The 26025-nt window shown below is 65.2% G+C and carries 25 protein-coding genes; 16 read left to right on the top strand and 9 right to left on the bottom strand.

What is annotated here, in order from left to right; translation table 11 throughout:
* The first annotated feature begins 632 nt into the window (after positions 1 to 632).
* The 5 genes from AB4851_RS08265 to AB4851_RS08245 are packed head-to-tail and all read left to right on the top strand — an operon-like array spanning position 633 to position 8471.
* Positions 633 to 2027, top strand: a complete 1395-nt coding sequence (locus AB4851_RS08265) for a hypothetical protein (RefSeq protein WP_414446771.1) — start codon at positions 633 to 635, stop codon at positions 2025 to 2027.
* On the top strand, positions 2024 to 3451 hold the full coding sequence (locus tag AB4851_RS08260; protein ID WP_414446770.1) for a TnsD family Tn7-like transposition protein: 1428 nt from the start codon (positions 2024 to 2026) through the stop codon (positions 3449 to 3451). The genes AB4851_RS08265 and AB4851_RS08260 overlap by 4 nt, the downstream gene beginning before the upstream one ends.
* A 16-nt stretch (positions 3452 to 3467) precedes the next feature.
* On the top strand, positions 3468 to 5018 hold the full coding sequence (locus AB4851_RS08255) for a hypothetical protein (protein WP_414446769.1): 1551 nt from the start codon (positions 3468 to 3470) through the stop codon (positions 5016 to 5018).
* Positions 5018 to 6025, top strand: coding sequence for a hypothetical protein (locus AB4851_RS08250; RefSeq protein WP_414446768.1), 1008 nt, complete (start codon positions 5018 to 5020; stop codon positions 6023 to 6025). The genes AB4851_RS08255 and AB4851_RS08250 overlap by 1 nt, the downstream gene beginning before the upstream one ends.
* Before the next feature lie 46 nt (positions 6026 to 6071).
* Positions 6072 to 8471, top strand: coding sequence for a hypothetical protein (locus tag AB4851_RS08245; protein WP_414446767.1), 2400 nt, complete (start codon positions 6072 to 6074; stop codon positions 8469 to 8471).
* 214 nt (positions 8472 to 8685) lie between these two features.
* On the opposite strand, the gene AB4851_RS08240 is transcribed toward AB4851_RS08245, so the two are convergent.
* Together AB4851_RS08240 and AB4851_RS08235 are read right to left on the bottom strand one after the other, a co-directional pair.
* Positions 8686 to 9018 carry an SDR family NAD(P)-dependent oxidoreductase gene (locus tag AB4851_RS08240; RefSeq protein WP_414446766.1) on the bottom strand — a complete coding sequence of 111 codons (333 nt, stop codon included), beginning with the start codon at positions 9016 to 9018 and terminating at the stop codon, positions 8686 to 8688.
* Positions 9019 to 9130: 112 nt separating this feature from the next.
* Complete coding sequence (locus tag AB4851_RS08235) at positions 9131 to 9889, bottom strand: SDR family oxidoreductase (protein WP_414446765.1); 759 nt, start codon at positions 9887 to 9889, stop codon at positions 9131 to 9133.
* 102 nt (positions 9890 to 9991) lie between these two features.
* Between AB4851_RS08235 and AB4851_RS08230 the strand changes: the two genes are divergently transcribed.
* On the top strand, positions 9992 to 10906 hold the full coding sequence (locus AB4851_RS08230; protein WP_414446764.1) for an AraC family transcriptional regulator: 915 nt from the start codon (positions 9992 to 9994) through the stop codon (positions 10904 to 10906).
* Positions 10907 to 11098: 192 nt separating this feature from the next.
* Positions 11099 to 11632 (top strand): flavin reductase, encoded by a 534-nt coding sequence (locus AB4851_RS08225; protein ID WP_414439987.1) that lies wholly within the window; start codon positions 11099 to 11101, stop codon positions 11630 to 11632.
* A 103-nt stretch (positions 11633 to 11735) separates the two neighbouring features.
* Here AB4851_RS08225 and AB4851_RS08220 read toward each other — a convergent pair whose 3' ends face one another.
* On the bottom strand, positions 11736 to 12623 hold the full coding sequence (locus tag AB4851_RS08220; RefSeq protein WP_414446763.1) for a LysR substrate-binding domain-containing protein: 888 nt from the start codon (positions 12621 to 12623) through the stop codon (positions 11736 to 11738).
* A 135-nt stretch (positions 12624 to 12758) separates the two neighbouring features.
* Here AB4851_RS08220 and AB4851_RS08215 point away from each other — a divergent pair, with 135 nt between their 5' ends.
* Positions 12759 to 13517 (top strand): TerC family protein, encoded by a 759-nt coding sequence (locus AB4851_RS08215; RefSeq protein ID WP_414439989.1) that lies wholly within the window; start codon positions 12759 to 12761, stop codon positions 13515 to 13517.
* Between the two features lie 94 nt (positions 13518 to 13611).
* On the opposite strand, the gene AB4851_RS08210 is transcribed toward AB4851_RS08215, so the two are convergent.
* A complete protein-coding gene (locus tag AB4851_RS08210; RefSeq protein ID WP_414446762.1) occupies positions 13612 to 14301 on the bottom strand; it encodes a hypothetical protein in 690 nt (229 codons plus the stop codon).
* Between the two features lie 414 nt (positions 14302 to 14715).
* On the opposite strand from AB4851_RS08210, the gene AB4851_RS08205 reads away from it, so the two are divergent.
* Together AB4851_RS08205 and AB4851_RS08200 are read left to right on the top strand one after the other, a co-directional pair.
* On the top strand, positions 14716 to 14973 hold the full coding sequence (locus tag AB4851_RS08205) for a hypothetical protein (protein WP_206127907.1): 258 nt from the start codon (positions 14716 to 14718) through the stop codon (positions 14971 to 14973).
* Positions 14974 to 15109: 136 nt separating this feature from the next.
* On the top strand, positions 15110 to 16258 hold the full coding sequence (locus AB4851_RS08200; protein ID WP_414446761.1) for a hypothetical protein: 1149 nt from the start codon (positions 15110 to 15112) through the stop codon (positions 16256 to 16258).
* Here AB4851_RS08200 and AB4851_RS08195 read toward each other — a convergent pair whose 3' ends face one another.
* Positions 16259 to 16936: a pyridoxamine 5'-phosphate oxidase family protein gene (locus tag AB4851_RS08195; protein WP_414446760.1), complete on the bottom strand. Its 678-nt coding sequence runs from the start codon at positions 16934 to 16936 to the stop codon at positions 16259 to 16261. It abuts the gene before it with no gap.
* Positions 16937 to 17029: 93 nt separating this feature from the next.
* On the opposite strand from AB4851_RS08195, the gene AB4851_RS08190 reads away from it, so the two are divergent.
* Together AB4851_RS08190 and AB4851_RS08185 are read left to right on the top strand one after the other, a co-directional pair.
* A complete protein-coding gene (locus AB4851_RS08190) occupies positions 17030 to 18526 on the top strand; it encodes a PLP-dependent aminotransferase family protein (protein WP_414446759.1) in 1497 nt (498 codons plus the stop codon).
* A gap of 159 nt (positions 18527 to 18685) precedes the next feature.
* Entirely contained in the window at positions 18686 to 19552 is an 867-nt protein-coding gene (locus AB4851_RS08185) for an alpha/beta fold hydrolase (protein ID WP_414446758.1), read from the top strand.
* 74 nt (positions 19553 to 19626) lie between these two features.
* Here the strand turns inward: AB4851_RS08185 and AB4851_RS08180 are convergent, their stop codons facing one another.
* On the bottom strand, positions 19627 to 20403 hold the full coding sequence (locus AB4851_RS08180; RefSeq protein ID WP_414439995.1) for an alpha/beta hydrolase: 777 nt from the start codon (positions 20401 to 20403) through the stop codon (positions 19627 to 19629).
* A gap of 79 nt (positions 20404 to 20482) precedes the next feature.
* On the opposite strand from AB4851_RS08180, the gene AB4851_RS08175 reads away from it, so the two are divergent.
* The gene (locus AB4851_RS08175) at positions 20483 to 20617 is read left to right on the top strand and encodes a hypothetical protein (RefSeq protein ID WP_414446757.1); all 135 of its coding nucleotides are present in this window, start codon (positions 20483 to 20485) and stop codon (positions 20615 to 20617) included.
* Between the two features lie 86 nt (positions 20618 to 20703).
* Positions 20704 to 21498 (top strand): SDR family NAD(P)-dependent oxidoreductase, encoded by a 795-nt coding sequence (locus AB4851_RS08170; protein ID WP_414446756.1) that lies wholly within the window; start codon positions 20704 to 20706, stop codon positions 21496 to 21498.
* A 184-nt stretch (positions 21499 to 21682) separates the two neighbouring features.
* On the opposite strand, the gene AB4851_RS08165 is transcribed toward AB4851_RS08170, so the two are convergent.
* The 3 genes from AB4851_RS08165 to AB4851_RS08155 all read right to left on the bottom strand — a co-directional run bounded on the left by AB4851_RS08165 (position 21683) and on the right by AB4851_RS08155 (position 23997).
* On the bottom strand, positions 21683 to 22054 hold the full coding sequence (locus AB4851_RS08165) for a hypothetical protein (protein ID WP_414442017.1): 372 nt from the start codon (positions 22052 to 22054) through the stop codon (positions 21683 to 21685).
* A gap of 162 nt (positions 22055 to 22216) precedes the next feature.
* A complete protein-coding gene (locus AB4851_RS08160; RefSeq protein WP_414446755.1) occupies positions 22217 to 23287 on the bottom strand; it encodes an AI-2E family transporter in 1071 nt (356 codons plus the stop codon).
* Between the two features lie 266 nt (positions 23288 to 23553).
* Positions 23554 to 23997, bottom strand: a complete 444-nt coding sequence (locus AB4851_RS08155; protein WP_414446754.1) for a rubredoxin — start codon at positions 23995 to 23997, stop codon at positions 23554 to 23556.
* Between the two features lie 89 nt (positions 23998 to 24086).
* Here AB4851_RS08155 and AB4851_RS08150 point away from each other — a divergent pair, with 89 nt between their 5' ends.
* Both AB4851_RS08150 and AB4851_RS08145 read left to right on the top strand, forming a co-directional pair.
* The gene (locus tag AB4851_RS08150; protein WP_414446753.1) at positions 24087 to 24665 is read left to right on the top strand and encodes a TetR/AcrR family transcriptional regulator; all 579 of its coding nucleotides are present in this window, start codon (positions 24087 to 24089) and stop codon (positions 24663 to 24665) included.
* A gap of 349 nt (positions 24666 to 25014) precedes the next feature.
* Positions 25015 to 26019 (top strand): beta-propeller fold lactonase family protein, encoded by a 1005-nt coding sequence (locus AB4851_RS08145; RefSeq protein WP_414446752.1) that lies wholly within the window; start codon positions 25015 to 25017, stop codon positions 26017 to 26019.
* Positions 26020 to 26025: the final 6 nt, after the last annotated feature.

Genomic DNA, 26025 nt, shown 5'->3' with positions numbered 1-26025 from the left:
TCAATATAGAATATCACTTGTAATATCAGAATCGTATCATGAAAATGCCACTTTTGTCAAGTGCCGCCAGCTAGCAGTTTGACGGCACACGAAACTGCACAGATATCAGGGAATGACCCGTTTTCCTGTACGGGTTCCAACTGAGCGCCAAGAAGGTCGCAAGCAAGGAGGTCGTAGCGCGGAACGAAGCTTACAAATGAAAAACGGAGCAGAGGGATGGCAGTCCCAAAGCTCCGTCTAGTGGCGAACCCGAGAAGGGCCCTCCGTATACTACATACGCGCGAAGGGTCTCACATCGGGGTAGCTCCGTCAACCCCTGCCTGCAATTCAGCCGGCACAAGGGGCGGGAACACTCGCCCCTTGATTTGGTGAGAACCTATGACCACGCTCCGTGGCAACAGCGTCGTAAAAGGCGCTCGCATCGCTTTTTCAGACGATTGTGCGCTCCCGCGTACCAACGACGCTCATGACGTCCGGGCGCTCGGACCAAACCTGCCGATGAGGCCCATGGAGGCAGTTTTCCGCCCATCCGGCGCGAAGCCTGCTGCTCTCATGAATATGAGACGGGTCGCTCTCCGGCCAGCAGTCAGTTGGCTGCAGATTGTGTGTGAGCACATGCACGGGGAACCTGCATGAGCACGCAAATCATCCCGACCGAGGTGTCCGACGAAGCTCCGGTTCAAATTCGAGCCTACTACGCTGCTCCTGGCGAGAACCCCGCGCTGGCCAACGCTCCGAAATTTGCAAATCCCAAACAAGCCGCAATGGCAATGGAATGGCTCCCAGACTTGGGGCCGGGCAATGACATATCTGCGGACGACCGAATCCTGCTTCCGACCAGCTCGCACACGCGCCTGGTACTCGCCGTGGCTCGTGCGGTCCGAGCAAGCGCGCAAGAGCGCAATCTCGCCGATTCGGCATTCCAAGCCAAGATTATCCAAGCCCATCGATTCGTCAACCATCGGAGAGATGCGCGCAATCACCCTACATCAAGGACGGCTGCAACGTTATCGAACGTAGCTGCAAAGGTGCACTTTGCAGTGGTGCCTGACGGTGCCGGCCAGCATGCACTGGTGCACGCACTTGACCGAGTCTTCAACGCTGGTCATGGCATCTATGAGGTTCCGCTTCAGGGGCGCCAGCAAGGGATGCGCTTTGCCCGTATGGACACCATCGTTGCTCAGTTTCCTCCGAATGGTCGGCCAGTGACCTTTGCCCGTGCGCTCGTAAAGCAAATCAACCCTATCTTCGAGACACGTATTGGAAGGTTATCGTTTAGCGACGATGAGGTTACGACCACGGTGCAGTCGCTACTGCTCTCGCTCAACGTTGGCTTACTCATCATTGGGCCGGTTAGCGGGCGCATATCCGCGCCAGAAAAAGCAGGCGAAATGTGGTCGATGTTGGCGCAAGTGGCGGCATCGACCGGCATCCCTATCGTCATCGTCGGAGCGCCAGGTGCTGCTGTAAATATGGTCACGCACGGCGATGGTGTTGCCGCGCTGACGTCCCGAGGCAGCTACATCATCCAGCCGGTGGCGCCTGGCTCCCGGGAGTCCATCAATGCATCCACACTCATCTGGCTCAAATACTTCCGCCGGGCCGGAACGGAAGCGCCGGAATGGTTCCATCCGGCGCTCACATCGCTGACGCAAGGCAACATCGAGTATGCGGTGGCGTTGGGAGCATACGTCGCGTCGGTCTGGGAGGCCGGTGGCGAAGTCCGGCTTTCTCCGAAAATCCTCGAGGCTCACGCGGCCCGCGCGCTGGTGTTGCATAAGTCCACGCTTGATTCGAATCAGGCGGCAAAAGCTGGGAAGAGCTTCACACTCTATCGGCTGAAGCAACTTGCCGACGGACTTCCGCTCGAGATTGCCATCGAGGCACGCTCGAAGCTCGAAGACGAAGACGACTACACCCAGAAGAGGGAAATCAAACCTGCGCCGGCCATCATCGAAGGAAATTTCGAAGTCCCTGCGACAGAGGCCGCGAGCAAGTACGACACGAACACCGGCGCCCCGAAATGAGCGCCCATACGTTCTTTGCCGCCGCAGACGACGAGAGCGCCTGCTCGATATTGAAGATGGTCTCCCAGACCACCGATATTGCCGACGCAAGAAGCACATACGTCAGGTTCGCACAGAGGGGCGGCCCTATTGCAGGCTCGCTGCCTTGCCGCGCAGCGCGTTTCTGTGCCATCACTGAGAACGCATACGGCGCGCCCAGCGACGTCTTGACCAACCACAGCCTCGCCCGCTGGAACGCAATCGGCATGACCGCGGTCGAGCGCGAGGAGTTCATGCAATCGCTTGTCGAAGGACGCTCGTGGACTCAGTGCCCTCGATTCGACTCGCTGTGCCAATGCGGCAACAGGACCGAACTTCATTGCCCCGATTGCGCCGCTCTCGACAAAATCAACTTCGGTCGCGAAGTCAACCACCTCGCACACTGCATCGGCTACGTCTCAAGATGCAGGCATCACGATGCGCCGCTCGTAAGCCTGGAAAGCGCCAGCCGGCTCGAAGCCCTTCTCATCAAGCCTGATTCCGGAGCCGCATACAAGAACTCAAGGTCATACATGGTCGCGGCGGCCGCACTGGCACAACGCGCGCCAGAGCACCTTGAGGTCTGGGATGAGGTCACGCAGCTTCTCAAAGAGCGTCGCTACATCAGCGAATCCGGAAAGTGGCAGCTGTCGAGTCTCCAGCGCGATTTCCAGAGCTTCTTCCAGCTCGGGTTCGAAGACCCGCGCCTCTCACATATCACGCAGGCTGGCAACTACCTGCTGGCAGGTATCCGCAGCGGAACGCATGGTCGACCGGTGCACCCCACTTTGGTCACATTGCTGTTCGTGTTCGGCTCCGAAGCCGACGCCCTTCCTCTTCGCACATCAAGAGCAAGGTCGGCCACCGTTGCTCCCAAGGAGCAATCCGAAATCGAAGCTCATCGCGCCGCTTGGTTGCAGTTCTCTCACGAGCATCCAGAGATGACCCGCACTGAGATGCGTATGCAAGCATCAGCCCAGTGGTCATGGTTGCGTCGCAATGACTACAAATGGCTCACTGAGCATCAGGCGCCAAAGACCGTTGGCTTCCGACTCCATGGCCCCCCGAAAGCGAAGCCCGCACCCAAAGCGGTAAAGCAAGCTGTCGCTGCGGTCACAGAGGACCTTCGCTGCTCGTTTCGCGGTCGCCAACCCTTGCCGTCCGTCTACCAGATTCGCCTTGCCTATGGGATGCGCGCATCCGCATTCGAGCGGCTCGCAAAGGAGTTCGGCGGGGTTGGTGCCGATGCTCAAGTTCCTGGCTCGAAGCACATCTTCGTCGCCCGTCGAGCCGGACACCTTGAAAGCGACTCGGCGCCCCCCGACGACGGCGCATCGGAATATGCCGTCTCGCGCCATGCGGGACTCATGAAATCTACCCTGCGCAAGTATCTGCGCCGCACCTAAAGGCACCGAACTGGTCATGACCAATTTTTACCTGCCAACTGTAACCCTACCGATTGAAAAGGGAGAGCTGCTCGCCAAATATTTTTCTCGTACCAGCGCTGTCGCCACCCATCGCATTCTCACGGCATCTTGGTTTGCCCCGAGTGGCCTTGAGCGAGTCATCGAGCCCTTCCGTGACGTCATCGGAACGTTCGATGACCTTGTGGACCACAACACCTTTCTGCCACTTCAGCTCAGAACATCAACTTCTGAGCAAGCCGAAGCAATTATCAAGCACCACCGGCACCGCGCAGTCGAAGGAATCATGGCTCCGCTCGGAATGAATGGACGCAACGGCGGCAGATTCCAAGTTATACAGTCCATGTGCCCGGAGTGTGCTCAATCCGACATCGCCGTCTGTCAAACGCCCTTCTGGAATAGGGCCAACATGGTCCCTGGCTTGCTGTTTTGTTCTAAGCACAAGCGCCCTCTCGAGGCGGGATGCCCAAATTGCTCTACTCACAAGAACCACAATCTCTTGGCCTGGCCGGGGAGCCATTGCGGATGTGGATTGAGACCGCTTGCCCAAGTTCATGAAATGTCTACGGCACAGCAAGAGCACGAGATAGAGCTGCACCGGGTCTCAACGCTTCTTCTGGATTCCAAGTACATGCAGGCCTTGGACCGCGAAGCTATCGCGAAGGTATTGAAGACTCGCAGCGTCGAACTTGGCCTAATCAAAGCCGAAACGAGTCGAGCACAAAGCATCCGAGAGTTCTTTGCAGCTCATCCCATGCGGCCACTACTCGAGCGAGTGGGCGTAGTGTCCGAGTCCGGCGCATCCGCGAAGCACCTTGCCGGAAAGATTGTCTACCCGAATCCGCTGCAGAGCTCCGCCCTCCTCCTAGCGATGTTCGATAACTGGAATGCTGTCGAATCAGCCGTGAATGCAATCGATAAGCATGACCCCACCGTTGCTATGCTCCATCGCGAAGATGGAGGCAAGAGTCGGTCAACGAGGACGCGTAACCGCTACGATGCACGAAATCGCGCTCGGCTGGAGAAGAAGTACATCCAGGGATACATCGAGGCTCAGAATGCCCACCCCCACCTCAATCACACCGCGCTTATGCTCATGGCCGGTTCGCATGCCACCCACGTACTTAACAAAATCGTTCTTCGAGAAGCTGGCGTAGATGTGCCACTTGGCCAGGACGCGCCAAAGAATCTAGCAGAAATTGACCGGCGCATTTCGTGTCATGTCATTGATGCCGCTAAGCGCCTTCAACTCGATTCTTCGCAACCTCAACTCACAAAACGTCGCCTTCTTGATGGCAGTGGCTACTACCGGCACCAGCGGCTAAAGCCTCGTCTCACGCGTACTCAAGAGGCTCTCGACAACCACGTTGAGAGCCTATCGGAATGGCGCCAACGAACAGGCCTGAAAGGAACGGCGGCGCCCCGTAACGCTCGCGCGAAGAGCGGCCATGTTCCGCTGGCAAATCCGTCCGCCATTCCGCTCATGGAGTTGGTTTCTAGCGACGGCGCGCCGGCAGAGACGAACGCACTCGTCCTCGAGAAGTCGTGATGGTGACAAAGATGCCGAAGGCGCTTCTCAACGAGTCGACGGTCGAGCCGACCAGTTCCTCAACTCAAAGCAGGAAGCCCCGCAACTCTGGCTACAAACGTCAGCCTTACATCAAGGAGGCCGTCACTATCGCACCGACCCCTCCCGTGGAGAAGGTCTCTACGCTGACGCCGGAAGACGAAGCACTTATCCAGCGAACGGATTTTCGCATCCTTGAGCTGTCGCGACCGTTCGTACGTCCTTCGGCCCTCTCAATACCCAAACATGACGTCTACGGGTGGCCGATGGACAGCGCGTACACGTCAATTCTTGAAGCTCGTACCTCATCGTTTGCGACGCGCGGAACGCTACCGAGCATCACAGACGAACGTGTGTTCGAAGCGCTCTCGATGGGTGAGTTCGTTATCCAACTGTCGCTGATGTTCAATCCATACGTGCTCGGCTTCCGGGAACAATATCCTGTCGTGAACGACGCCGCGTATCAGCGCGCCGCCGAGCAAGGAAAACGCTTGCCGCGCTCTAAGCTGACAACGATTGACCTCCTGGTCACGCACCTGATACCCGGTAGCTTGGACATTCACTTTCACATGGTGAACGTCAAGCATGCTTCGTTCGAGCCGACGGGAAAGAAACTGGAGGCGGATACGAGGCGCCAGCTCAAGGAGCGCAGAGTCGCAGACCAATCCTCGTGGACGTGGGAGCGGCTTCGCTCAGATTCCATTCCACGGCAAGAGGTCGTGAACTATGCCTTCCTGTGGTCGCTCACCAGGACGTCGAAGATTCGCCATCTCTACGACGCGTCGTCGGTACTCGCCAGCCAGTTTCGCACACACAGCGTGGCAGGTTCCCTCGATGAGACGCTGAAGCGCCGAGCCCGTAGCTTGAACATTAGCCTCCATGAGGCATACCGTCTGTTCGCCTCGTGCGTGGCCTACGGATTCGTGACGCTCGACCACACCAAGCCCCTCGACAAACATCTCCCGATTCCTTTCCTTCCGACCGTCTAAGTCGCCGACCACGCGCCCTGCGACCACGCTCAACTTGGAGAATCAAATGAGCAAAGAATTCGCCAAACCTCCGCCGCCTCGCCTCATCACAGATACTGCGGCCATCGAAAGGTATCTCGCCTACACTAGCCAAGGTACCTGGCCCCTCGCGATGACTCGATTCAAGCTATTCGCACGTGCACGGGACGAGAAGCAATGCTGCTATCGAGCCGTGACGTGGGACAAAGAAAGTAGGTTGCTGTACGTGCTCCGTCTGGTCGCTGACGGGAACACCCCGCTTGGCACAGGGCACTGGGAACGATGGCACGTCGATGCACCCGACAAGCCATTGGATGACGCATACGTGCTGGCCACGGACAGTTTCACTCCGCCTGAGATACGTGACACGACGCAACCCATTTCCAACTCAAGCACTAATGGCATGGACCGTAGGCGCGCCATCGTCAAAGCGTACTGCTACGTTGACCTAGAGCACGAGACAAAAACGCTGCAGCTCTTCAATCCGCTTGTCTTGACCGACCCCGCCGAACGAGCTGCCGCACTCAGGTACGTGTACGAGAGCATGGGCCAGCAGGCCGGCTTCCAGACCACTGTCTTGCATCTTTTCCATCGGTACTGCGCATACGGTGGCAGCCCACGTGCACTCGCAAAACGTACTGCTCAACAAGGCGCTCCGAATGTGAGTCGTGTCGGCATAAACAAACAAAGGCCTGGAGCAAAGTCCGACAAAGAAGCTTACGAGAAAGCATGCGCGGTAGCTTTCGGCAGTGAACCAACCGAGCGCGTCGGCCCATGCCGCCCCCTCGACATTCGGAAGTTCATCTCCGCAGTCATCGAATTCCATATCGATGGCAAGCTCTCGCTCGCGGCGACATACGCACATATGGTAAAAAAGCACTATGCGAAGTACGCGAAGCGGCTCGTCCCCGGGCTAAACAGGTTCTATCACCATGTCAGGGAGTACATCCTCGAGAAGACTGACGCCAAATCAAAGCGACTCGGTCCGGTACTGCAAAGGCAGCATGAGGATGCACGAACAGGTGACTCGAGCCACATGACTTTCGACAACGCTCTCGAGATTGTTGATGTTGACGGGTTCACCTGCAAGATGCCCGTCGCGGCAGAAATCGACGGGAAGATTGTAAAAATTCCCATCACTGTCATCTTCGCCGTCTCTCGTAGAACCGGTGCAGTTGTTGGCTATGAAATCGCTCTGAAGCACGAACGCAGCGAATCGTTCCGCCGTTGTATCGCCAACATCTACGTCGACAAGAAGAAGCGCGCCAAAGAGCTTGGCCTCACCGATATGCGAGGCTTCGCCCATGGCTCTATCGACGGCATATTCGTTGACAACGGTGCAGGCAAAGCGGAGGACGTCGCTATCGCCTGTGACGAGATGAGGCTCATCAAGTATTTCGCGCCGCCACGACGAGGCGACCTCAAGGCGGTCGGGGAAAGTCTCAACAACATGATGATGCTGTTGATGCTGGAATTAGTCGGGGCGTACACCCGCCGGCACGACGCATTCTCTCAAGAACTTCGCAAAATCAAGCGCAAGGACGACCCCATCACCGTCGAGCAATTCGAGACCTTCCTCCTGATGGCAATCCAACACATCAACCGGTTCTCGAATAAACGCCATCTTCGGACCGCAGCAATGCGAGAAGGCAACGACTCTGCCTCAATCCACCCGATATCAATGTGGCGTTGGTATCAGCGCCGTCGCCGAGCAGACCAATATGTCGAACTCACCGAAGAAGAAGCCTGGGAGCGCTTCATCCCCTGGAAGCCCGCATCCGTCTTCAGAGGCAAAGTGCGGCGCTACAACCTCTCATGGTGGTCCACTGAACTCACCATGCAGTACAACCAACACCGCAGGAGACACGCGAACCCCAGAGCAGGAATGCAGATTGAGGTCAAGCGAGTCGGATGTCACGCCACAAAAATTAAATGGCGCATCCCCGGCACCAACATCCATGGCGACTTGGCCTTGACCCCGCGCGACGCCCTGCGCGTAGGTACTCGCACATGGAAAACCTGGGAGGATTGGAATAAAGACGACGACGCCCAAGAAGACGACTCAATGATTCCCGCAGCAATCAGCCGGAGCAATCTCGCCACGCCTCGCCCCCAGAAACAGGTAACAGCCAAACAGCAGGCGATGCTCGACGAGAACCGTAGGCAGCGCGGCTTGCCCGTCTCAACCATCCTTAAGGGGAAGTCCGTTGCCGATGCGCGACGCAATGCGGCCATCAGCCAGGATGCGCATCGCTTCGCAACGGCCACCAACAACTCCATGCCAGTCTCCGAGCTCGATATGGCAACCGCGTCCGTTATCGACACCGGCGCCGACGTCATCATTGTCCCCTCCGAAGGGCAAATCGGCTACGAAGACGACCTCGCCGCTCGCCTCCGAGCCGCCGCGAACGAGCGGGACACTGACTGAAAAGAGCAGCCCAGCGGCCGCCATGAGACCTCGCGGCCCGGCTTAAGTGAAACTAATCGAAATTTTCGGGAAACAGATGACCGAAGGCGCGATGGCTAATTCCCAGCAAGGGAATATTCACCCCGCGACGCCCCCGCTACAGAGCCATGTTTTATAAGAATTTTTTTCGGCCTTAAGTGAAACTTCGGCGTTTAAGTGAAACTAATCGAAGTTACTAGTTGCTCGGGCGCGTGGTTTTCGAGTATTCCTCGATGGTCTGGCCGGCTCGCAAGCCGGTGTTGGAGATCGCCGCGTTGTTGATCAGCAGATCGAGCCGGCCATACGATTCGCGGATCAGCCGCGCCGCCGCGTCGATCGAGGCTTGGTCGGTCACGTCGAGCTGCAGCGCACGCGAGCCTTCGCCCACTTCCTGCGCAGCCGCTTCGCCGCGGTCGAGCCGGCGCGAGCCGATCAGCACGAAACAGCCACGCGCCACCAGGTCCTTGGCGATCTGAAGGCCGATGCCCTGATTGGCGCCGGTCACGAGTGCAATGCGTTGGTCGTGCATGAGTTCTCCTGAATATCGGTTTTGGCGGGATCGGCAGGGGTGCTAAACAGCGTGCCGATCCCGCTGCCCTTAATCGGGCTGGAATCACCGCGCCGGAATCAGCGGGCCGGAATCACCGCGCCGCGGCCACCTCGGCGGCCCATGCCTCGGCATCCTTGCCGGCCGGAATCTTCAGGGGCGTGGCCGGATCGGTGGCGGCGCGCCACACGGCCTCGGCCACGTCGATCGAATACGTCAGCGGCCCCGAGGTGTCGGCCATCATGGCCAGCACCTTCTGCACCAGCTCGGCATACGCCGGATGATCGAAGCCGGTGATGTTCGCGCGCGCGTTATCGCCGAAGCGCGTTTCGGGCGAGCGCCCCGGCAGCACCAGCCGCACACGCACGCCGAGCGGCTCGACTTCGAGCGCCAGCGATTCGGTGTACGCGTTCACGGCCGCCTTGCTCGCGCGATAGGCGCTGATCAGCGGCAGCGGCTTGATCGTCACGCTCGACGTGACGTTCACCACCACGCCGGCCCGGCGCGCGCGGAACTGCGGCAACACCGCCTGCGTCAGCGCGATGGTGCCCACGGCGTTGGTCTCGAACACGCTGCGCACCGTGTCGAGCGGCACCAGTTCGGCCGGCGAGGCCGCGCCGAAACCGGCGTTGTTGACCAGCACGTCGATCGGGCCGGCCGCCTCCACGGCCGCGCGGATGCTGTCCGGGCGGGTCACGTCGAGCGCCAGCACGCGCAGGTTCTCGGAAGCCGGCAACAAGTCCTCGCGCGGTGTGCGCATGGTGGCGACCACACGCCAGCCGCGCTCCAGGAACAGCCGCGCGGTTTCGAGGCCGAAGCCCGACGAACAGCCGGTGATCAATACGGTTTGCATGCATGACTCCTGTCGAACAAAGAAAAGGTGCCTCTACGATAGGGGCTCGCCGCCGTACTTGCTACAATCAGCAATCCGAATTTCATTTGCGAGAGTCCGGCCATGATCGATCCCTTAGCCGAGGTCGTGGGCTTGTTGCAGCCGAGCGCGCGCTTTTCCAAGTTCGTCTACGGCGCGAGCCCGTGGCGCGTCAGCCGCACCGATTCGGGCCAGCCGTTCTATTGCGTGGTGCTCGACGGCGGCTGCCATCTGATGGTGGACGGCCACGAGCCGACCGAGCTGCGCACCGGCGATTTCGTGCTGATTCCGGCTGCCTACGGCGTGGGGATGTCGAGCCTGACCGCGCCGCCGCCCGAGGCGGACAACTCGATGCCCACCCCGCTGCGCCCCGGCGAGTTCCGGATCGGCGCGGCCGAGCGGCCGATCGATTCGCGCATCGTGGTCGGCCATTGCAGCTTCGGTTCGCCCGACGCGGCGCTGCTGGTGTCGCTGCTGCCGAGGCGCGTGCATGTGCGCGGCGAGGCGCGGCTGGCCACGCTCGTGCATCTGATGCGGGAGGAATGGAGCGAACAGCGGCCCGCGCGCGAGGAAGTGCTGACGCGGCTGCTGGAGGTGCTGCTGATCGAGGCGCTGCGCTCGACGGCCGGCACCCAGGCCTCGCCGGGCCTCGTGCGCGGCCTCGCCGACAGCCGGCTGGCCGCTGCGATTCGCGGCATGCACGAGCGCCCCACCCACGCGTGGACCGTCGCCGCGCTCGCCAAGCAGGCCGCGATGTCGCGCTCGACGTTCTTCGAGCGCTTCAGCCACGCGGTCGGCGTCGCGCCGATGGAATACCTGCTGACCTGGCGCATGGCGCTGGCCAAGGATCTGCTGCGCCGCAATCAGGGGCGCATCGCCGAGATCGCGCAACGCGTGGGCTACAGCTCCGCCAGCACGTTCAGCGTGGCGTTCACGCGGCACGTCGGGCAGCCGCCGTCGCACTATGCGCGCGAACAGACAGTCGCCGACCCGGCCTGAGGCAACACTGCCCGACGACTGGATGCCTGCAGCCCGACAAGCCGCGCCCCGCCTCGAAAACCCCGGCAAGCCAGGGGTTTCCCTGACTTTTCCGGCGAGACGGGCGACACTGCCGGACTGTTCGACGAAATCGGCGGCCCCGGCGCGTCCCGGGCACGACGTTTCGTCATGCTTTCCGATTCAGGAGTTTTCATGACCGACCCGATGCGCGCGCCTGCCGACGACGAAGCGCGCCAACTGTTCCGCCACGCGATGGCGCACCTCGGCGCCGCCGTCAACGTGATCACGACCGACGGCCCGCTCGGCCGCTGCGGCGTGACGGCCAGCGCCGTGTGCTCCGTGACCGATGCCCCGCCCACGCTGCTGATATGCCTGAACCGGTCGAGCAGCACGCACGCGGCGTTCACGAGCCACGGCACGCTGTGCGTCAACGTGCTGCCGGGCGAACACGAATCGCTGGCGCGTCATTTCGCAGGCCTGACCAAGCTGCCGATGGACGAGCGCTTCGGCCAGACCGACTGGGACCTCGGCCGCGACGGCGTGCCGGTGCTGCGCGACGCGCTGGCCAGCGTGCAGGGCACCATCGTCGAGATGAAGGAAGTGGGCTCGCACACGGTGCTGTTCGTGGAGGCGACCACGATTCGCGTGCGCACCGATGCGGACGGGCTGATCTATTTCGGCCGCGCGTTTCATCGCGTGGGGCGGACGGTGGAAGTGACGGTGTGATGCCGCGCAGCAAAGGCCGCGCTCCGGCAACGACATGCGACAACGGCGCCTTCAAGGCGCCGTTGTCGTTTTTGCATCGCAGTCGTGGCAATGCACGCCTGCCTCACGCCCCCTCTCGCACCGCCCCAACCACCAACTCCGCGAGCGGATGATGCTCACCGCGCCGCGACCGGATCGCGTAGATCTCCTCGACCGCGCCCTCGGCGCGCCCGAGCCGCCGCAGCCCGCGCAGCAACGCCGCATCGCTCGCCCCCGATTCGCTCAACGGAAACACCCCCAGCCCGCGCGCGCCGAACACGGCCATCAGCGCGCTGTCCTCGAACTCGCCGACGATGCGGGGCCGGATGCCGAGCGTTTCGAACAGGCGCTCCAGTTGCGCGCGCAGCGGCGAATGCGGGGTGGGCAACAGCACCGGCAACGTGGCCAGGCACTCGGGAAACCGTGCACGCGCGGCCGCCGTGACGAGCGAGGCCGGCCCATACCAGTCGACCGGCGAGGCCGCCAGCCGCTCGCTGGTGAGCCGCAGCGCGGGATGCGGCGGCGCGGGCTGGCTGGCCAGCACCATGTCGAGCCGATGCAGCGCCAGCTCGGCCAGCAGCTCGTCCAGCTCGCCCTCGTGGCACAGCAGGCGCAGTTGCGGCGTGTCGAGCGCGGGCGCCAGCACGGCATGCGCGGCCAGCTTCGACACGCCGTCGGTCAGCCCCACCGCGAGCCGCGCGGTCTCGCCGCTCGCGGCGGCGCGCACGTCGTCGGCGATCCGCGCGCCGATCCGGAACATCTCGTCGGCGCGCGCGAACGCCGCCTGGCCCGCGTCGGTCATGGTCACGCCGCGCCCGGCCGGCTTCAGCAGCGGATGGCCGAGCGCGCGCTCCAGCTCGCGCACCTGCGCGCTGATGGTCTGCACGGCCATGTCGAGCCGGTCGGCCGCACGCGCGAACCCGCCCTCCTTGACGACGACCCAGTAGTAGTAGAGATGGCGGAAATTGAGCATGATGACCCTGGCGGCAACGTCACGATTCGCAAAAACCGAAGTATGAATCAGCTTCACGCTGGTTTTTTCGAACCTGGCAAGCGCCGATCATAGCAAGCCTCGACCACGCGTTCTCATCGGATTCCGGAACTCCCCATGGACCACCTGTTGACCCTCGCCGCCGATCCCGCCATCTGGGCCGCCCTCCTGACGCTGGTGGCCATGGAGATCGTGCTCGGCATCGACAACCTGATCTTCATCTCGATCCTCAGCAACAAGCTGCCGGAAGCGCAGCGCGCCCGCACCCAGCGGATCGGCATCGGCCTCGCGCTGATCCTGCGCCTGGCGCTGCTCGGCACGGTGGCCTGGATCGCGCGGCTCACCCAGCCGGCCTTCACGCTGTTCGATCACGCGTTCTCGTGGCGCGACATGATCCTGATCTCGGGCGGCCTGTTCCTGGTGTGGAAGGCGACGCGCGAAATGCATCACCACGTGGCGCCCGGCGGCGGCGACAGCGCGGGCGGCGGCGTGGCCGCCGCGGTGCTGACGCCGGTGGCCGCGATCGGCCAGATCCTGGTGCTCGACATCGTGTTCTCGATCGACAGCATCGTGACGGCGATCGGCATGACCGAGCACGTCGCGATCATGTTCATCGCGGTGATCTCGGCCGTCACGGTGATGCTGTTCGCGGCCGGCCCGCTGTCGCGCTTCATCGATCGCAACCCGACCATCGTCATGCTGGCGCTGAGTTTCCTGGTCGTGATCGGCATGACGCTGATCGCCGAAGGGTTCGGGACGCACGTGCCGAAGGGCTATATCTACGCGGCGATGGCGTTCTCGGCCTTCGTCGAGGGCATGAACATGCTGTCGCGGCGCGCCAAGGACAAACGCACGGAGGCGGGCGGCGGGCACTGAAGCCGCCCTGCGGTGGTGGATTCGGGAAGGAAAGCGAAGTAACGCGGAACGCAACCGGACAGCAGGCGGCAAGCGGGCAGACAGCGCCCGCCGCTCACTCCGCCGGTTGCAGGCCGCGGACGCGGCCCCGGCGCGGGGCGGCCAGGCGCTTGGTTTCGCGGCGTGCGCCGGCGGCCTGCATGGCGCGCTCGATCGCGAGTGCCGCATGCGTGCCGGTGGGTTCGCCGATCGACAGTTCGGCATAGTTGCGCGCATCGGCGGCCCATTGCGTGGCCAGCGTCGCGTAACGCCGAGCGCGCTGCGCGCGATCCTGCAGGCCCAGCGCCAACGCTTCGGAGCCCGACGCATCGGGCCGCGCGTTGCGCACGGCCTGGGCGGCACGGTGTTCGAGTTCGACGGCATCCGCATCGGCATCGTGCGCATCGCGCACGGCCGCCTTGGCGGCAGCCTGCGCCTCGCGCTCGGCGACATCGGCGGAACGGGAGCGCGACGACGGCCGGCGCACGCCGGCGGAGGCGGCCGCGATCATCGCGCCGTCGGCCGACGAACGGGCGGCGGCATCGGCGTTGGCCATTGCCAGCGCGACGGACGGCATGATGCGGGAAGCGGGGGACGTATCGGCACGGCGCGCGCGGCGCGGCGGTTGCGGCGCCGCCTGGCGCACGAACGCTTGTTGCGAATACGGATTCCGTCTTGCCTGACGGCCGGCGAACCAGACGCCGGCGGCGATCGCGACGATCGCGAAGCCGATCGAGGCAGCGATGAGCAGCAGAATATCTTGCATCGTCTGAGGTGAGATCACGGTTGGCGGCGCAGCCCGCCGGGATATCGGCCGGCGCTGGGGAGGGCGCCGGCAAGCGCGCCTACTATACCGCTATCGGCGTTTTTATGTAGGTATTCGCCCGGATGTCTCCGACATTTTTTTCGTAGCAGGAGATCCTTTGGATGCGCACGCAAACAAGGTTCGCGATAACCGCCGGGCAGTGTTTCGCGGCGCAACAATCACCGCGATTAGCACGCCGAATGGTTCTTTCGAATGGCCCGGCCGGCGTTTTGCTGCATTGCACGCAGCCCGCTTCAGGCATCGCCCCCGAATTTGCACGTCGGCCTCGAACCACATCGGTGCGCGTCACGGTCGACGTTTTCGCGCACCGGGCCGGGCTCGAAATCAAAATTTGATTCCGGGTAAACTTGCCGGATGGAAAAGTGCCGCTACTGCGAAAGAATCCGCGACGAATGGGAGTGCCACGGTCCGGCCTGCCGGGACGCGATCGCCCGCGCGCTGAAACGGCAGCGGGCGGGCTTGCCGCTCGTGGCGAAGGTCATCCGCAATGAAATCCCGGCCGGCGCGAGCACTGGCGAAGTGATCTCGGTGCTGTCGCGTCAGCGCCTGCGCGCGCGGCGCGGCAACGAGGAGCGCCGCGAGCGCAAGGAAATCGACGACGATCTCGGTTGAGCGGCCTGGCTCCGCCCTCGTACGCCGCACGCTTTACGCATTCCGACCCCGCTTACAAGTCGTCACAACCCCGGCCGAACGAAATCGGGCGAGCTTTGCCTCACCGGTATCGACTCTTCCTTGCCGAGGCCATGTGATGCGAGATTTCGACGCCCCGTCGCCCCGACTCTCCACCGCCGCCGTACACCGCGCGCGCGGCGCCGCCCTGCTCGTCTGGCTGTGCGCGAGCGCGGCCGCTGGCGTCGCCCCGCCAGCACTCGCCCAGGATGCCGCCAGCAGCGCGACTGCCGCGAGCGCTTCCGCGCATGCCGCCGCCAAACCGGCCCATGCCTCTTCCGGCACGTCATCCGCCGCGAGTGCCGCAACCGCCGCGTCGGGCGCACCGGCTTCAAGCGCGGCATCGGCATCGACACCGGCCTCCGCCACGGAAGCCCCCGAAGTCCCCGCCGAATTGCCGCCGCCCGTGTTCCACCCGGCGCCGGCCAATGCCGACGACGCCATCGCGATCACGAAGCGCGCCGTCGCGATGCGCAACGCCTATGCGAGCGAAGTCACGCGCCGGCTCGACGTGCCCGCCGATGTTCAGCATGCCTATGCACTGCGCCTGCAACAGGCGCTGGCCGCGAAGGGCCACGCCGATCTGGCAGGCGAATACGTGGTGCTGGTCGATCGCGCGCGCAACGTGCAGGCGCTGATGGTCTACTTCCGCACGACGCCGGCCAACCAGTGGGAATGGATCGGCGCGTCGCCGGTCGGCACCGGCATGCCGGGCCAGTACGACCACTTCGTGTCGCCGACCGGCGTGTTCGAGCACTCGCCCGTCAACATGGATTTCCGCGCGGAAGGCACCGAGAACGAGAACGGCATCCGCGGCTACGGCGCGCGCGGCCGCCGCATCTTCGATTTCGGCTGGGTGGACGGCCAGCGCGGCTGGGGCAAGGGCGGCATGTCGCCGATGCGCTTCCAGATGCACTCCACCGACCCCGACAAGCTGGAGCCACTGCTCGGCATCCGTCACTCGAAGGGCTGCGTGCGGATTCCCGGCTCGCTCAATGCGTTTCTCGACCGGCATGGCATTCTCGATGCCGACTACGAAACGCGCGCCGCCGAAGGCGAGGTGCCGCGCGTGCTGCACGACGGCGATGCGCCGCGCGAGGCCACGCCCGACGCGGGCCGCTACCTCGTGGTGGTCGATACCGCCGCGGCGAAACGCCCGGCGTGGTCGCCGCTGCCGGGCCGCGCGGCCTGGCGCAAGGTGCCGAAGGGCGGCGACACGGCCGACTGATCAGGCCACGATGGCCGCTTCCCATTCCCGCACGTAGCCGGGCACGGCATCGGGCATCGCGCCCGGCCCCGCATCGGGCACCGGCGCGACGCGCGCCACGCCGAACGGCAGCACGCCGGCCCACACCGGCAGGCCGAGGTCCGCCTCGTCGTCGTTCGGGCCGCCGGTACGGACCTTCGTCACGGCTTCGTCGAAGCCGATCCGCAGCACCGTGGTGGCCGCCAGCTCCTTCGCGTTGCCCGGCCGCGCCTCGCGGCTGCGCCCCGGCGCGAGCTGGTCGAGGAACACGTCGAGCACGTGCGCCTTGTCGGCATCGGGCACCACCTCGAAGCAGCCGTAGATCATCGCCGATCGATAGTTCATCGAATGATTGAACGCCGAGCGCGCGAGCACGAGGCCGTCGAGGTGCGTGATCGTCACGCAGGCCTGCGCGCCGGACGCGGCCAGCTTCAGCATCCGGCTGCCGTTCGAGCCGTGGATATAGAGGTGCGCGCCATCGCGCCAGCATGCGGTGGGAATGCAATGCACGCCGTTCGCATCGGCGAACGCGACGTGGCAGACATGCGCCGCATCGACGATCGCCTCGAGCGTCGCGCGTTCGTAGCCGGCGCGCTGCGCCACGCGGCGGATGCGGGTGCGATCGGTGGGCGCAGCGGCGGGCGCGACGGCGTCGGTCATGGCGGAACTCCATAAAACAAGGGGAAGATTCCGGACGATACGGAAATCATGGCACCATGCGTAGATCCAGCTTCCCCTCTTTTTGGAACCACGATGGATTTCCGCGTTCTGCTGTCGACGGCCACGGCTCCCGCCTCGCTTCACGGCGACAGCCGCCCGACGCGCCAGCACAGCCTCTACGCCAGCCTGCGCGAGGCGATCCTGCAACGCCGCCTCGACGCCGACACGGCACTGCCCTCCTCCCGCACGCTGGCCGAGGCGCTCGGCATCGCACGCAACACGGTGCTGCACGCCTACGAGCGGCTCGGTGCGGAAGGCTTCGTGATCGCCGACCGGCAAGGCACGCGCGTGGCCCGCACCGGGCTGCCGCCGGCGCGCGCCGATCAGGCCACGCCGCTGGCCCTGCCACCGCTGTCGCACCGCGCCGCCGGCCTGAGCCGCCAGGCCGATCGCCCGTATGCCACCGGCGCATTCGTGCCCGGCGTGCCGGCGCTCGACGCGTTTCCGCTGGCGGCCTGGCGACGCGCGGTGGAACGCGCGTGGCGGCGCGTCGGCCCGGCCCAGCTCGACTATCAGCCGGGCGCCGGCAACCTGCGGCTGCGCCAGGCCATCGCCACCTACCTGCGCGTGTCGCGCGGCGTGGCCTGCGAGGCCGAGCAGGTCCTGATCACCGATGGTTCGCAACACGGGCTCGACTTGTGCGCGCGTGCGCTCGCCGACGCGGGCGACATCGCCTGGATCGAGAACCCCGGCTACGGCGGCGCACGCGTGGCCCTGCAGGCGGCCGGGCTGCGGCTCGTGCCGGTGCCGGTCGACGCGCACGGCCTCGCGCCCGACCCGGCGCAATGGCGCGAGGCGCCGCCGCGGCTCATCTACATCACGCCCTCGCATCAGTACCCGCTCGGCGCGGTGATGTCGCAGGAGCGGCGCGTCGCGCTCGTGCAGGCTGCGCGCGAGGCCGGCGCGTGGATCGTCGAGGACGACTACGACAGCGAATTCCGCCATCACGGCACGCCGCTGGCCGCGTTGCAAAGCGCGGTGCGCGACGCGCCGGTGATCTACCTCGGCACCTTCAGCAAGGTGATGTTCCCGGCGCTGCGGATCGGCTTCGTGGTGGCGCCCGACGCGATCGCACCGGCGCTCGAACACGTATCGTCGGCACTGTCGCCGCGCGGCCGGCTCGCCGATCACCTGGCGCTCGCCGAATTCATCGAGGCCGGTCATTTCAGCCGCCATCTGCGCCGCATGCGGCGCGTCTACGCGGAGCGCCGCGACGTGCTGCACGACACGCTCACGCGCCGCCTCGGCGGCCTGCTCACGGTCTCGGCCGGCGACGGCGGCATGCATCTGTCGGCCCGGCTCGACGCGCCGGTGTCCGACCTCGAGGTGACGCGCACGGCCGCCGCGCACGATCTCGTGCTGCGCCCGCTCTCGCCGTTCTGCCTGCCCGGCACCGATACGGCGCCTTACAACGGCCTGGTGCTCGGTTACGGCAACGTGCCGGTCGAATCGATCGAGGCCGGCGTGACGCGGCTCGAACGCGCGATCGACGACGCGTGCCGCGAGGCCCGCCCGCGACACGCCGCCTGATCGCGAGCCGGCGCCGCTGGCACGCTGGCGCACTGGCATACGCCGTCGATATTGCTGCGTACGCCAAAACATATTGGTCAGACCGCCCGCTCGTGGCGTAGGCTTGTCGCCCAGTCGTCACGTCCCTGTCAGGGCTCCAGCACACTCGGTGGTCAAGAAATGAATCGTCGGTTCCGGTTGTCGGTCGTTGCGGGCGCGCTGTTCGCGCTCGGTCTTGCGGGCAGCGCCAGCGCGCACCGCGTCACACGCGACGGCGACACGCCGCCGCCCGCCACGGCGGCCGCCAGCGCCGCCGACTTCGCCACGCGCAGCGCCGTGCAGGATCTGCCGCTGCCCGGCGGCGAACATCAGCGCGTGCTGTTCTATGGCCCGGCCGGCCCGATGCGCGGCGTGATCGTGATGTTTCCGGGCGGCGCGGGCGACGTCGGCATCGAGCGCGACGGCACGCTGCGCCACGACAACAACTTCGTGGTGCGGACCCGCGAGCTGTGGGCGCGGCTCGGCTACGGCGTCGTGATCGTCGATGCGATCGGCACTAAATCGCTGCGCGGCGAGCGCAGCACCGAGGCCTACCGGCAAGTGCTGCGCGAGATTCTCGAATACGCGCATACGCTGACCGACCAGCCGCTGTGGGCGATGGGCACCAGCCAGGGCTCGATCGCGGCGATGGCGGCCGGCTCGACCGCGCGCGACGGCGAACTGGCCGGCATCGTGCTGACCGAATCGGTATCGGTGGTGGGGCATTCGGGTGAGACGGTGTTCGACGCGCGGCCCGAGCGCGTGCGCGCGCCGGCGCTGGTGGTGGCGAACCGCGACGATGCCTGCACCGTCGCGCCGCCCGCGCGCGCCGACGAAATCGCCCGGTCGATGTCGCACACCACGGCCACCGTGCTGCGCGTGGAAGGCGGCGTGGCCCAGTCGTCGAACCCGTGCAGCTCGTTGTCGCCGCACGGCTATTTCGGCATCGAGAAACAGGTGGTGAGCGGCATCGCTCACTGGATGCGCAGCGTCGCGCCGCCCGCCTGATACTTCGGAGTGCGAAAGCAAGGATCGACGCACCCGCGCCGATCCTCGCCTCCGTTTCCCGCTTACCGCAACGCTTACTTCGCTTCGCCGGTCGCTTCGATGATCAGGTTCGCCACGGCGGCCGGATGCGAGAGCAGCGACACGTGGCTCGACTGGATCTCGATCGTGTGCGCGTGCATGCGCTGCGCCATGAAGCGTTCGAGATCGGGGTTGATCGTGCGGTCTTCGGTCGACACCGCGTACCAGGTCGGCTTGTCGTGCCACGCGGCAACGGTGGTCTTCGCCATCGTGATCGGCTTGCCCATCGGCTGCTGCACCGCGTAATAGACACGCGCTTCCGACGCCGGCAGGTCGCCCGCGAAGTCATGCACGAAGGCCTGTTCCGACAGCTTGCCGAAACCGTCCTGCGACCATTGCAGGCCCGCCGACGCCTGGGCGGCCGGGAATTTCTTGGTCAGCGCCGGGTAATCCTCGCCGGCATCGGGCGCGCGCGCCGCGATATACACCAGGCCCTTGACCTTCGGATCGTCGCCGGCCTGGCTGATCACCATGCCGCCGTACGAGTGCGCGACCAGCAGCGTCGGGCCGTCCTGTTGCGCGAGCGCGCGCTTGACCGCGTCCACGTCGGCGTCGAACGAGGTGGTCGGGTTCTGCACCGCCGTGACGTGCAGGCCCTTGGCCTGCAGCAGCGGAATCACCTTGGCCCAGCTCGAACCGTCGGCGTACAGGCCGTGCACCAGCACCACGTTCTTGATCGGCGCGGCGGCCGTGTTGTCCTGCGCGAAGGCCGTGGCGGCGCCCGTCAGGGCGGTGCAGGCGAGGGTGGCGGCGATCAAGGATTTCAGCTTCATCTGACTTCTCCGGAAACACTTCATTGAGGGGAGTGGAACGCTTCGTTTGCCTGAGAGGCCAGGAAACGCTGCGGTACAAATGGGCGAACACAAGCACCTCGCGTTTTATTCCCACGTCATCCAAAATATTTTTGCGGCCGCGCCGAAGCACCGGATCGGGTGGCTCGGCAGGCAGCGGATCGGCGTGCGTACGGGCATGCGCCGATTCGTCTAACCTGACACACGGTTCGTCGTCCACCCGCAGGCCGCCAGCGGCTCGCCGCCTGCATTCGTTACAACGCCCTTTCCGGAGTCTTTCTCATGCAGATCAACCTGACTGGCAAGACCGCGCTGGTAACCGCCTCGACGGGCGGCATCGGCTACGCCATCGCCGACGGCCTGGCCCGCGCCGGCGCGACGCTGATCGTCAACGGCCGCAGCGAGCGCTCGGTGGAAGCCGCGCTCGCGGCGCTGCGCGCGTCGGTGCCCGGCGTCGCCGCCTCGGGCGTGGCCGCCGACCTGTCGCACGCGGCCGGCGTCAAGCAACTGACCGAGGCCGCGCCGCACGTCGATATCCTCGTCAACAACGCCGGCATCTACGGCCCGAAGCCGTTCTTCGATATCGACGACGACGAATGGGAGCACTACTTCCAGATGAACGTGATGTCGGGCGTGCGGCTCTCGCGCCACTACCTGCCGGCAATGCTCGACCGCGACTGGGGGCGTGTGGTGTTCATCTCGTCGGAATCGGCGCTGAATATCCCGGCCGACATGATCCAGTACGGGTTTTCGAAAACGGCGCAGTTGTCGATCGCGCGCGGCCTCGCCAAGCTCGCGGCCGGCAGCGGCGTGACGGTCAATTCAGTGCTGCCGGGGCCGACGCTGTCGGAAGGCGTGAAGGCGATGCTCAAGGACAGCGCCGATCAGCAAGGCAAGACGGTCGACGAAGTGGCGGTGGAATTCGTGCGCACGCAGCGCCCCAGCTCGATCCTGCAGCGCCCGGCCACCACCGAGGAGGTGGCGAACCTGGTGGTGTACGTGTGCTCGCAGCAGGCGTCGGCCACCACGGGCGCGGCGTTGCGCGTGGATGGCGGGGTGGTGGATACGCTGGCTTGAGTTCGGGGAGGCGGCGGGCCGGGTTGCGCTGCCGGCAGCGGCGTGGGAAGCAGCCTCGGCCGCCTGGAAACCCGGCAAGGCCTGACAGCACGGCGCAAGCGGCATGGCCCGCGCCGGCTGCGGCGCCCTTTCCGCTCGAAAGCGCGAAAGCTCGGTGGCTTAAACGCTCAACAGCCCGGAAAGCTCAGGCGGCGGGCGCCGCGCGACGCAGCAAACCCTTGCGATCGGCTTCCATGCAGGTGGCGAAGCCATGATGCGTGACGAAGCCGTGGCGGTCGAACACCACGTAGTACGGCTGGTGCTCGTTGCCGTGCTGGAGCATGTAGTTGTAGCAAACGCCGGTCCCGCTGCGCACCATCCAGACGCTGGACGGATTGCCGCCGGCGCCCACCACGCGCTGCTGGGTCGCGCCGTGTTGCGACGCCGCCTTCGGCACCGGCAGGCGCGCGTAGGAGAACGAGGGATGCAGCCAGCCGAACCACGAGCAGCCGGACAACAGCAGGCTCGCGGCGACCGGCAGCACGGCGATGGAGGAACGCGGGGGCGTGGGCAGCATGCCGGATAGAACCCGGGCGGCGCGATCGGTTGTCATCCACGCATCCTAAAGCACCTTGCGGTCCTTTATGTTGAATTCTGTTGAGAACGGCGCGCGGCGCCAAGTGGTTGCGCGCACAAGAATAGCGCGTCAGAAAACCGCCCGCGCGTGGCGGGCGCGTGCTCAATCGATCCATTCGGTCCACAGCACGGTCAGCACCGTCATCAGCGCGGGACCGATGAACAGGCCGAGCAGGCCGAAAGTTTCCGCGCCGCCGAGGATGCCGAACAGCACCAGCAGGAACGGCAGCCGCGCCGAGCCGCCGATCAGCACCGGGCGGATGAAGTGCTCGGCGATGAACACCACCACGAAGCCGAACACCGCCAGCCCGATCGCCCAGGCCGCCGCGCCCTTGACGATGAACAGCCAGATCGCCGCGCCGCTGAACACCACCGGCGCGCAGAACGGCAGCATCGCGGCCACCGCCGTGACCAGCCCGAGCAGCGCCGCATGCGGCACGCCGGCGAACGCGTAGGCCACGCCGAGCAACGCGCCCTCGCCCAGCCCCACCACCACGAGGCCCGTCACCGTGCCGTAGATGGCCGAAGCCATGCGCTGGATCAGCGACGCGCCGTTCTCGCCGAACGCGCGCCGCACGCCGCGCAGCAGCGAATCGGACACGCGCGGGCCGCCCTGGAAGATCACGAACAGCGTGACGAGCATGAAGCCGAACAGCACGGCCGCATGCACGATGTGCGAGCCGAACGCCCTGCCGTAGCTGACGAAGGCCTCGCCGTTCATGCCCTTCACGCCGGTCGGCGCGTGCAGCGGCTGCGCCAGATGCGCCTGCCACCACGCGCTGACCTGCTGCGCGCCGAACGGCAGGTGACTGACCGCGTCAGGCAGCGGAATGCCGTTGGTGCGCGCGTCGCGCACCCAGGCGAACACGTCGTGGAACTGGGCCGCGGCCTGCACCACGGCCACCGCCACCGGCACCACCAGCAGCAGGCCGACCGCCGAGGTCAGCAGCACCGCCACCAGCGTCTTGCGCCCGGTCAGCCAGCGCACCCCGTTGATCCGCCGCAGCGCCGGCCACAGCGCGATGGCGATCACGCCGGCCCAGACGACGGCGGGCAGGAAAGCGCGGATTACCCACAGGGCCAGCGCGACGAGCACTGTGTAGAGCGCGGCGAGCGCGATCGCCTGCGCCTTGGGACGCGCGGCATCCGGCGTCGGACGGGGGACTTGACTCATCGGGACACTCTCATCGAAAAAGGGGCGGCAAAACAAGGCTGTGCCGCCATCTTAAAGGACGATCGCGGGCGGCTTGCAAAACGCCAAAGGAAGGTGGCGATGGGTGAGGTCATTGCAAGGCGCGCGGCGGGTGGCGGCGGGTGGGCAGGAGAGGCGCGTTGCACGCCTCGTCATCGGTGCTTGAGCCCGCCGCCGCCTGTCGCGAGGCAGGCGCGGCAGGCGCGCGCTGCACGCCCCGCCTCGTGCATGTTCGGGTTCGGGTTCGATCAGAACGCCATCAACGCGAAATCTTCCTTGCCGACGTCGCACAGCGGGCAGCGCCAGTCGTCGGGCACCTGCTCCCAGCGCGTGCCGGGCGCGAGGCCGTGCTCGGGGTCGCCGGTCGCCTCGTCGTAAATCCAGCCGCAGATCAGGCAAACGAACTGTTGAAAATCGGTGGCCGGCGCGGCGCCTTCGCTGGCGTTGGCGGGTACGGCGGTTGCATCGTCATTGCCGTTGGCGTCGCCGGTGGAAGGCGGAGCGGCGTCATCGAAACTCAGCACGAGCGGCTCCATGCCCTGCACCGGATTGCCGGCCAGATAGGCGTCGAGCGCGTGGTAGAGCCGGTCGGCCTCGTCGGCGGCCAGTTCGATCTGCAACGGTTGGCCGGCCTCGCCGGCCAGCCGGCGCGGCGAAAACTGCAATTCCAGGGCAGTTCCTTTCTTGTACATAAGACAAACCAGTCGATTCAAATACCAAATGGTATCTGTATACTGACGGGCATTCAACCAACCCCTACTCATTCCACAGGGAGACAGGCATGGCGAGGCTGACCCGCGAGGCAAGTCAGGCGCAAACGCGCATCAAGCTGCTCGAAGTCGCGGTCGCGATGTTCGCGCGCGACGGCTACGCGGCCACCTCGCTCGACCGTATCGCGGAAGTGGCCGGCTTCAGCAAGGGCGCGGTGTACTCGAACTTCCAGGGCAAGGAAGCGCTGTTTCTCGAAGTGCTGGAGGCGCACGGCCAGCGCAGCCTCGCCGATCTGCACACGGCGATCGACGGCGCGGCCGCCTTGCCCGAGGCAATCGACCGGATCGCCGCATGGGCCGACCAGCATTCGCGCGAAGGCAACTGGCCGCTGTTGATCCTCGAATACGCGCGCCACGCCAAACCCGCCGATACGTTCCGCGAATCGCAGGAAGCCGTGTTGCGCTCGCACTGGCGCACGCTCGGCGAGCAGCTGCTCGCGCTCGACCCGGCGTTGCGGATCGACGCGGAAACGGTGGGCGCGCTGATCTTCGAACTGACTTACGCGCCGGCCATGAGCTTCGTGAGCCGGCCGACCTCGGGCGACCTGCTGCGCACCGCGCTCGGTGGCGTGTTCGGCACGCTGCGCTGAAGCCCTGCATCGGGCGCCCATTGTTGCGCAGGCAACCGGTTGCACGCACAACCATCTACGCTCGATTCTTCCCGGCGACTTTCAACCACGCTTCCACCGAACCTGCGTCGCGCCGTCGATCCGCTTGCACGCGGCCTTCGATTTCCCCTGCATTGCTGCGCGCCGTAACGCGCTGGGGCGCAAGCCCGCCGTGATTGTTCCACTCATACGCGCAGCGCATCGTCTCATCCGCACAATGCATTGGACGCCTGAATACGCAGCCGGTAACTTGCGCGTCTGCCGTGCGCGCGCTCGCCCGAGCCGCGCCGCATGGCTCCGCTTACCTCACGCCCGCCTCAGGAAGTCCAAGATGTTCCGTTCCCCCGCCGCGCGCCTGCGCGTGCTGTTGCTGTCCGTATGCTGCGCCGCCGGCGCACCGCTCGCCGCCCACGCCGACAACGTCATCGTGCTCGATTCGGGCGAAGCCAGGATCAATCTGATCGACGAAGCCACCCGCAAGGTGGTCGACACCCTGCCGGCCGGCAAGGAACCGCATCACCTGATGATCACGCCCGACGGCAAAACGCTGATCGTGGCGAACTCCGTGTCCGACAGCCTGATGTTCGTCGACCCGCCGACCGGCCGCGTGGTCGGCACGCTGCAGGACATCGAGGATCCGTATCAGCTCGGCTTCTCGCCCGACAGCCACTGGTTCGTCACGAACGCGCTGCGGCTCGATCGCGTGGATATCTACCACTACGATGCGCCGCTGCACTTCACGCTCGCCAAGCGCCTGCCGCTCGCGAAAATGCCGAGCCACATGACGTTCTCGACGGACAACCGCACCGTGTACGTCACGCTGCAGGAGTCGGGCGAGGTGGTGGCGATCGACCTGCCGACGCAAACGGTGGACTGGCGCATGCACGTCGGGCAGGACCCGGCCGGCCTGTGGATGACGCCGGGCAATCGCTACCTGCTGGTCGGCATGACCGGCGAGGACGACGTGGCGGTGGTCGATTGCGTCACGCATCAGGTAGTGAAGAAGATCCACACCGGGCGCGGCGCGCACAACTTCCGCTCGCTCGACGATGGCCGCCACGTGGCCGTGACGAACCGCGTGGACAGCACCATCAGCGTGCTCGACTACACCGCGCTGACCAACACCGGCGACATCACCGGCCTGATGCCCGGCCCCGACGACATGGAACTGTCGGCCGACAAGCGCTTCCTGTGGGTCACGTTCCGCTTCTCGCGTCATGTGGGCGTGATCGACCTGAGCACGCGCAAGCTGGTCACCACGATCGCCGTGGGCCGCTCGCCGCACGGCCTGTTCTTCGCCGATCGCGCGCCCGTCTACGCGCCGAACCCCGACTGACGGAGG

Source organism: Burkholderia sp. 22PA0099, from assembly GCF_047497165.1.
Classification (GTDB): Bacteria; Pseudomonadota; Gammaproteobacteria; order Burkholderiales; family Burkholderiaceae; genus Burkholderia.
Note: the sequence above shows the minus strand (reverse complement) of the source record. Positions and strands in the feature narration are given on the sequence as shown.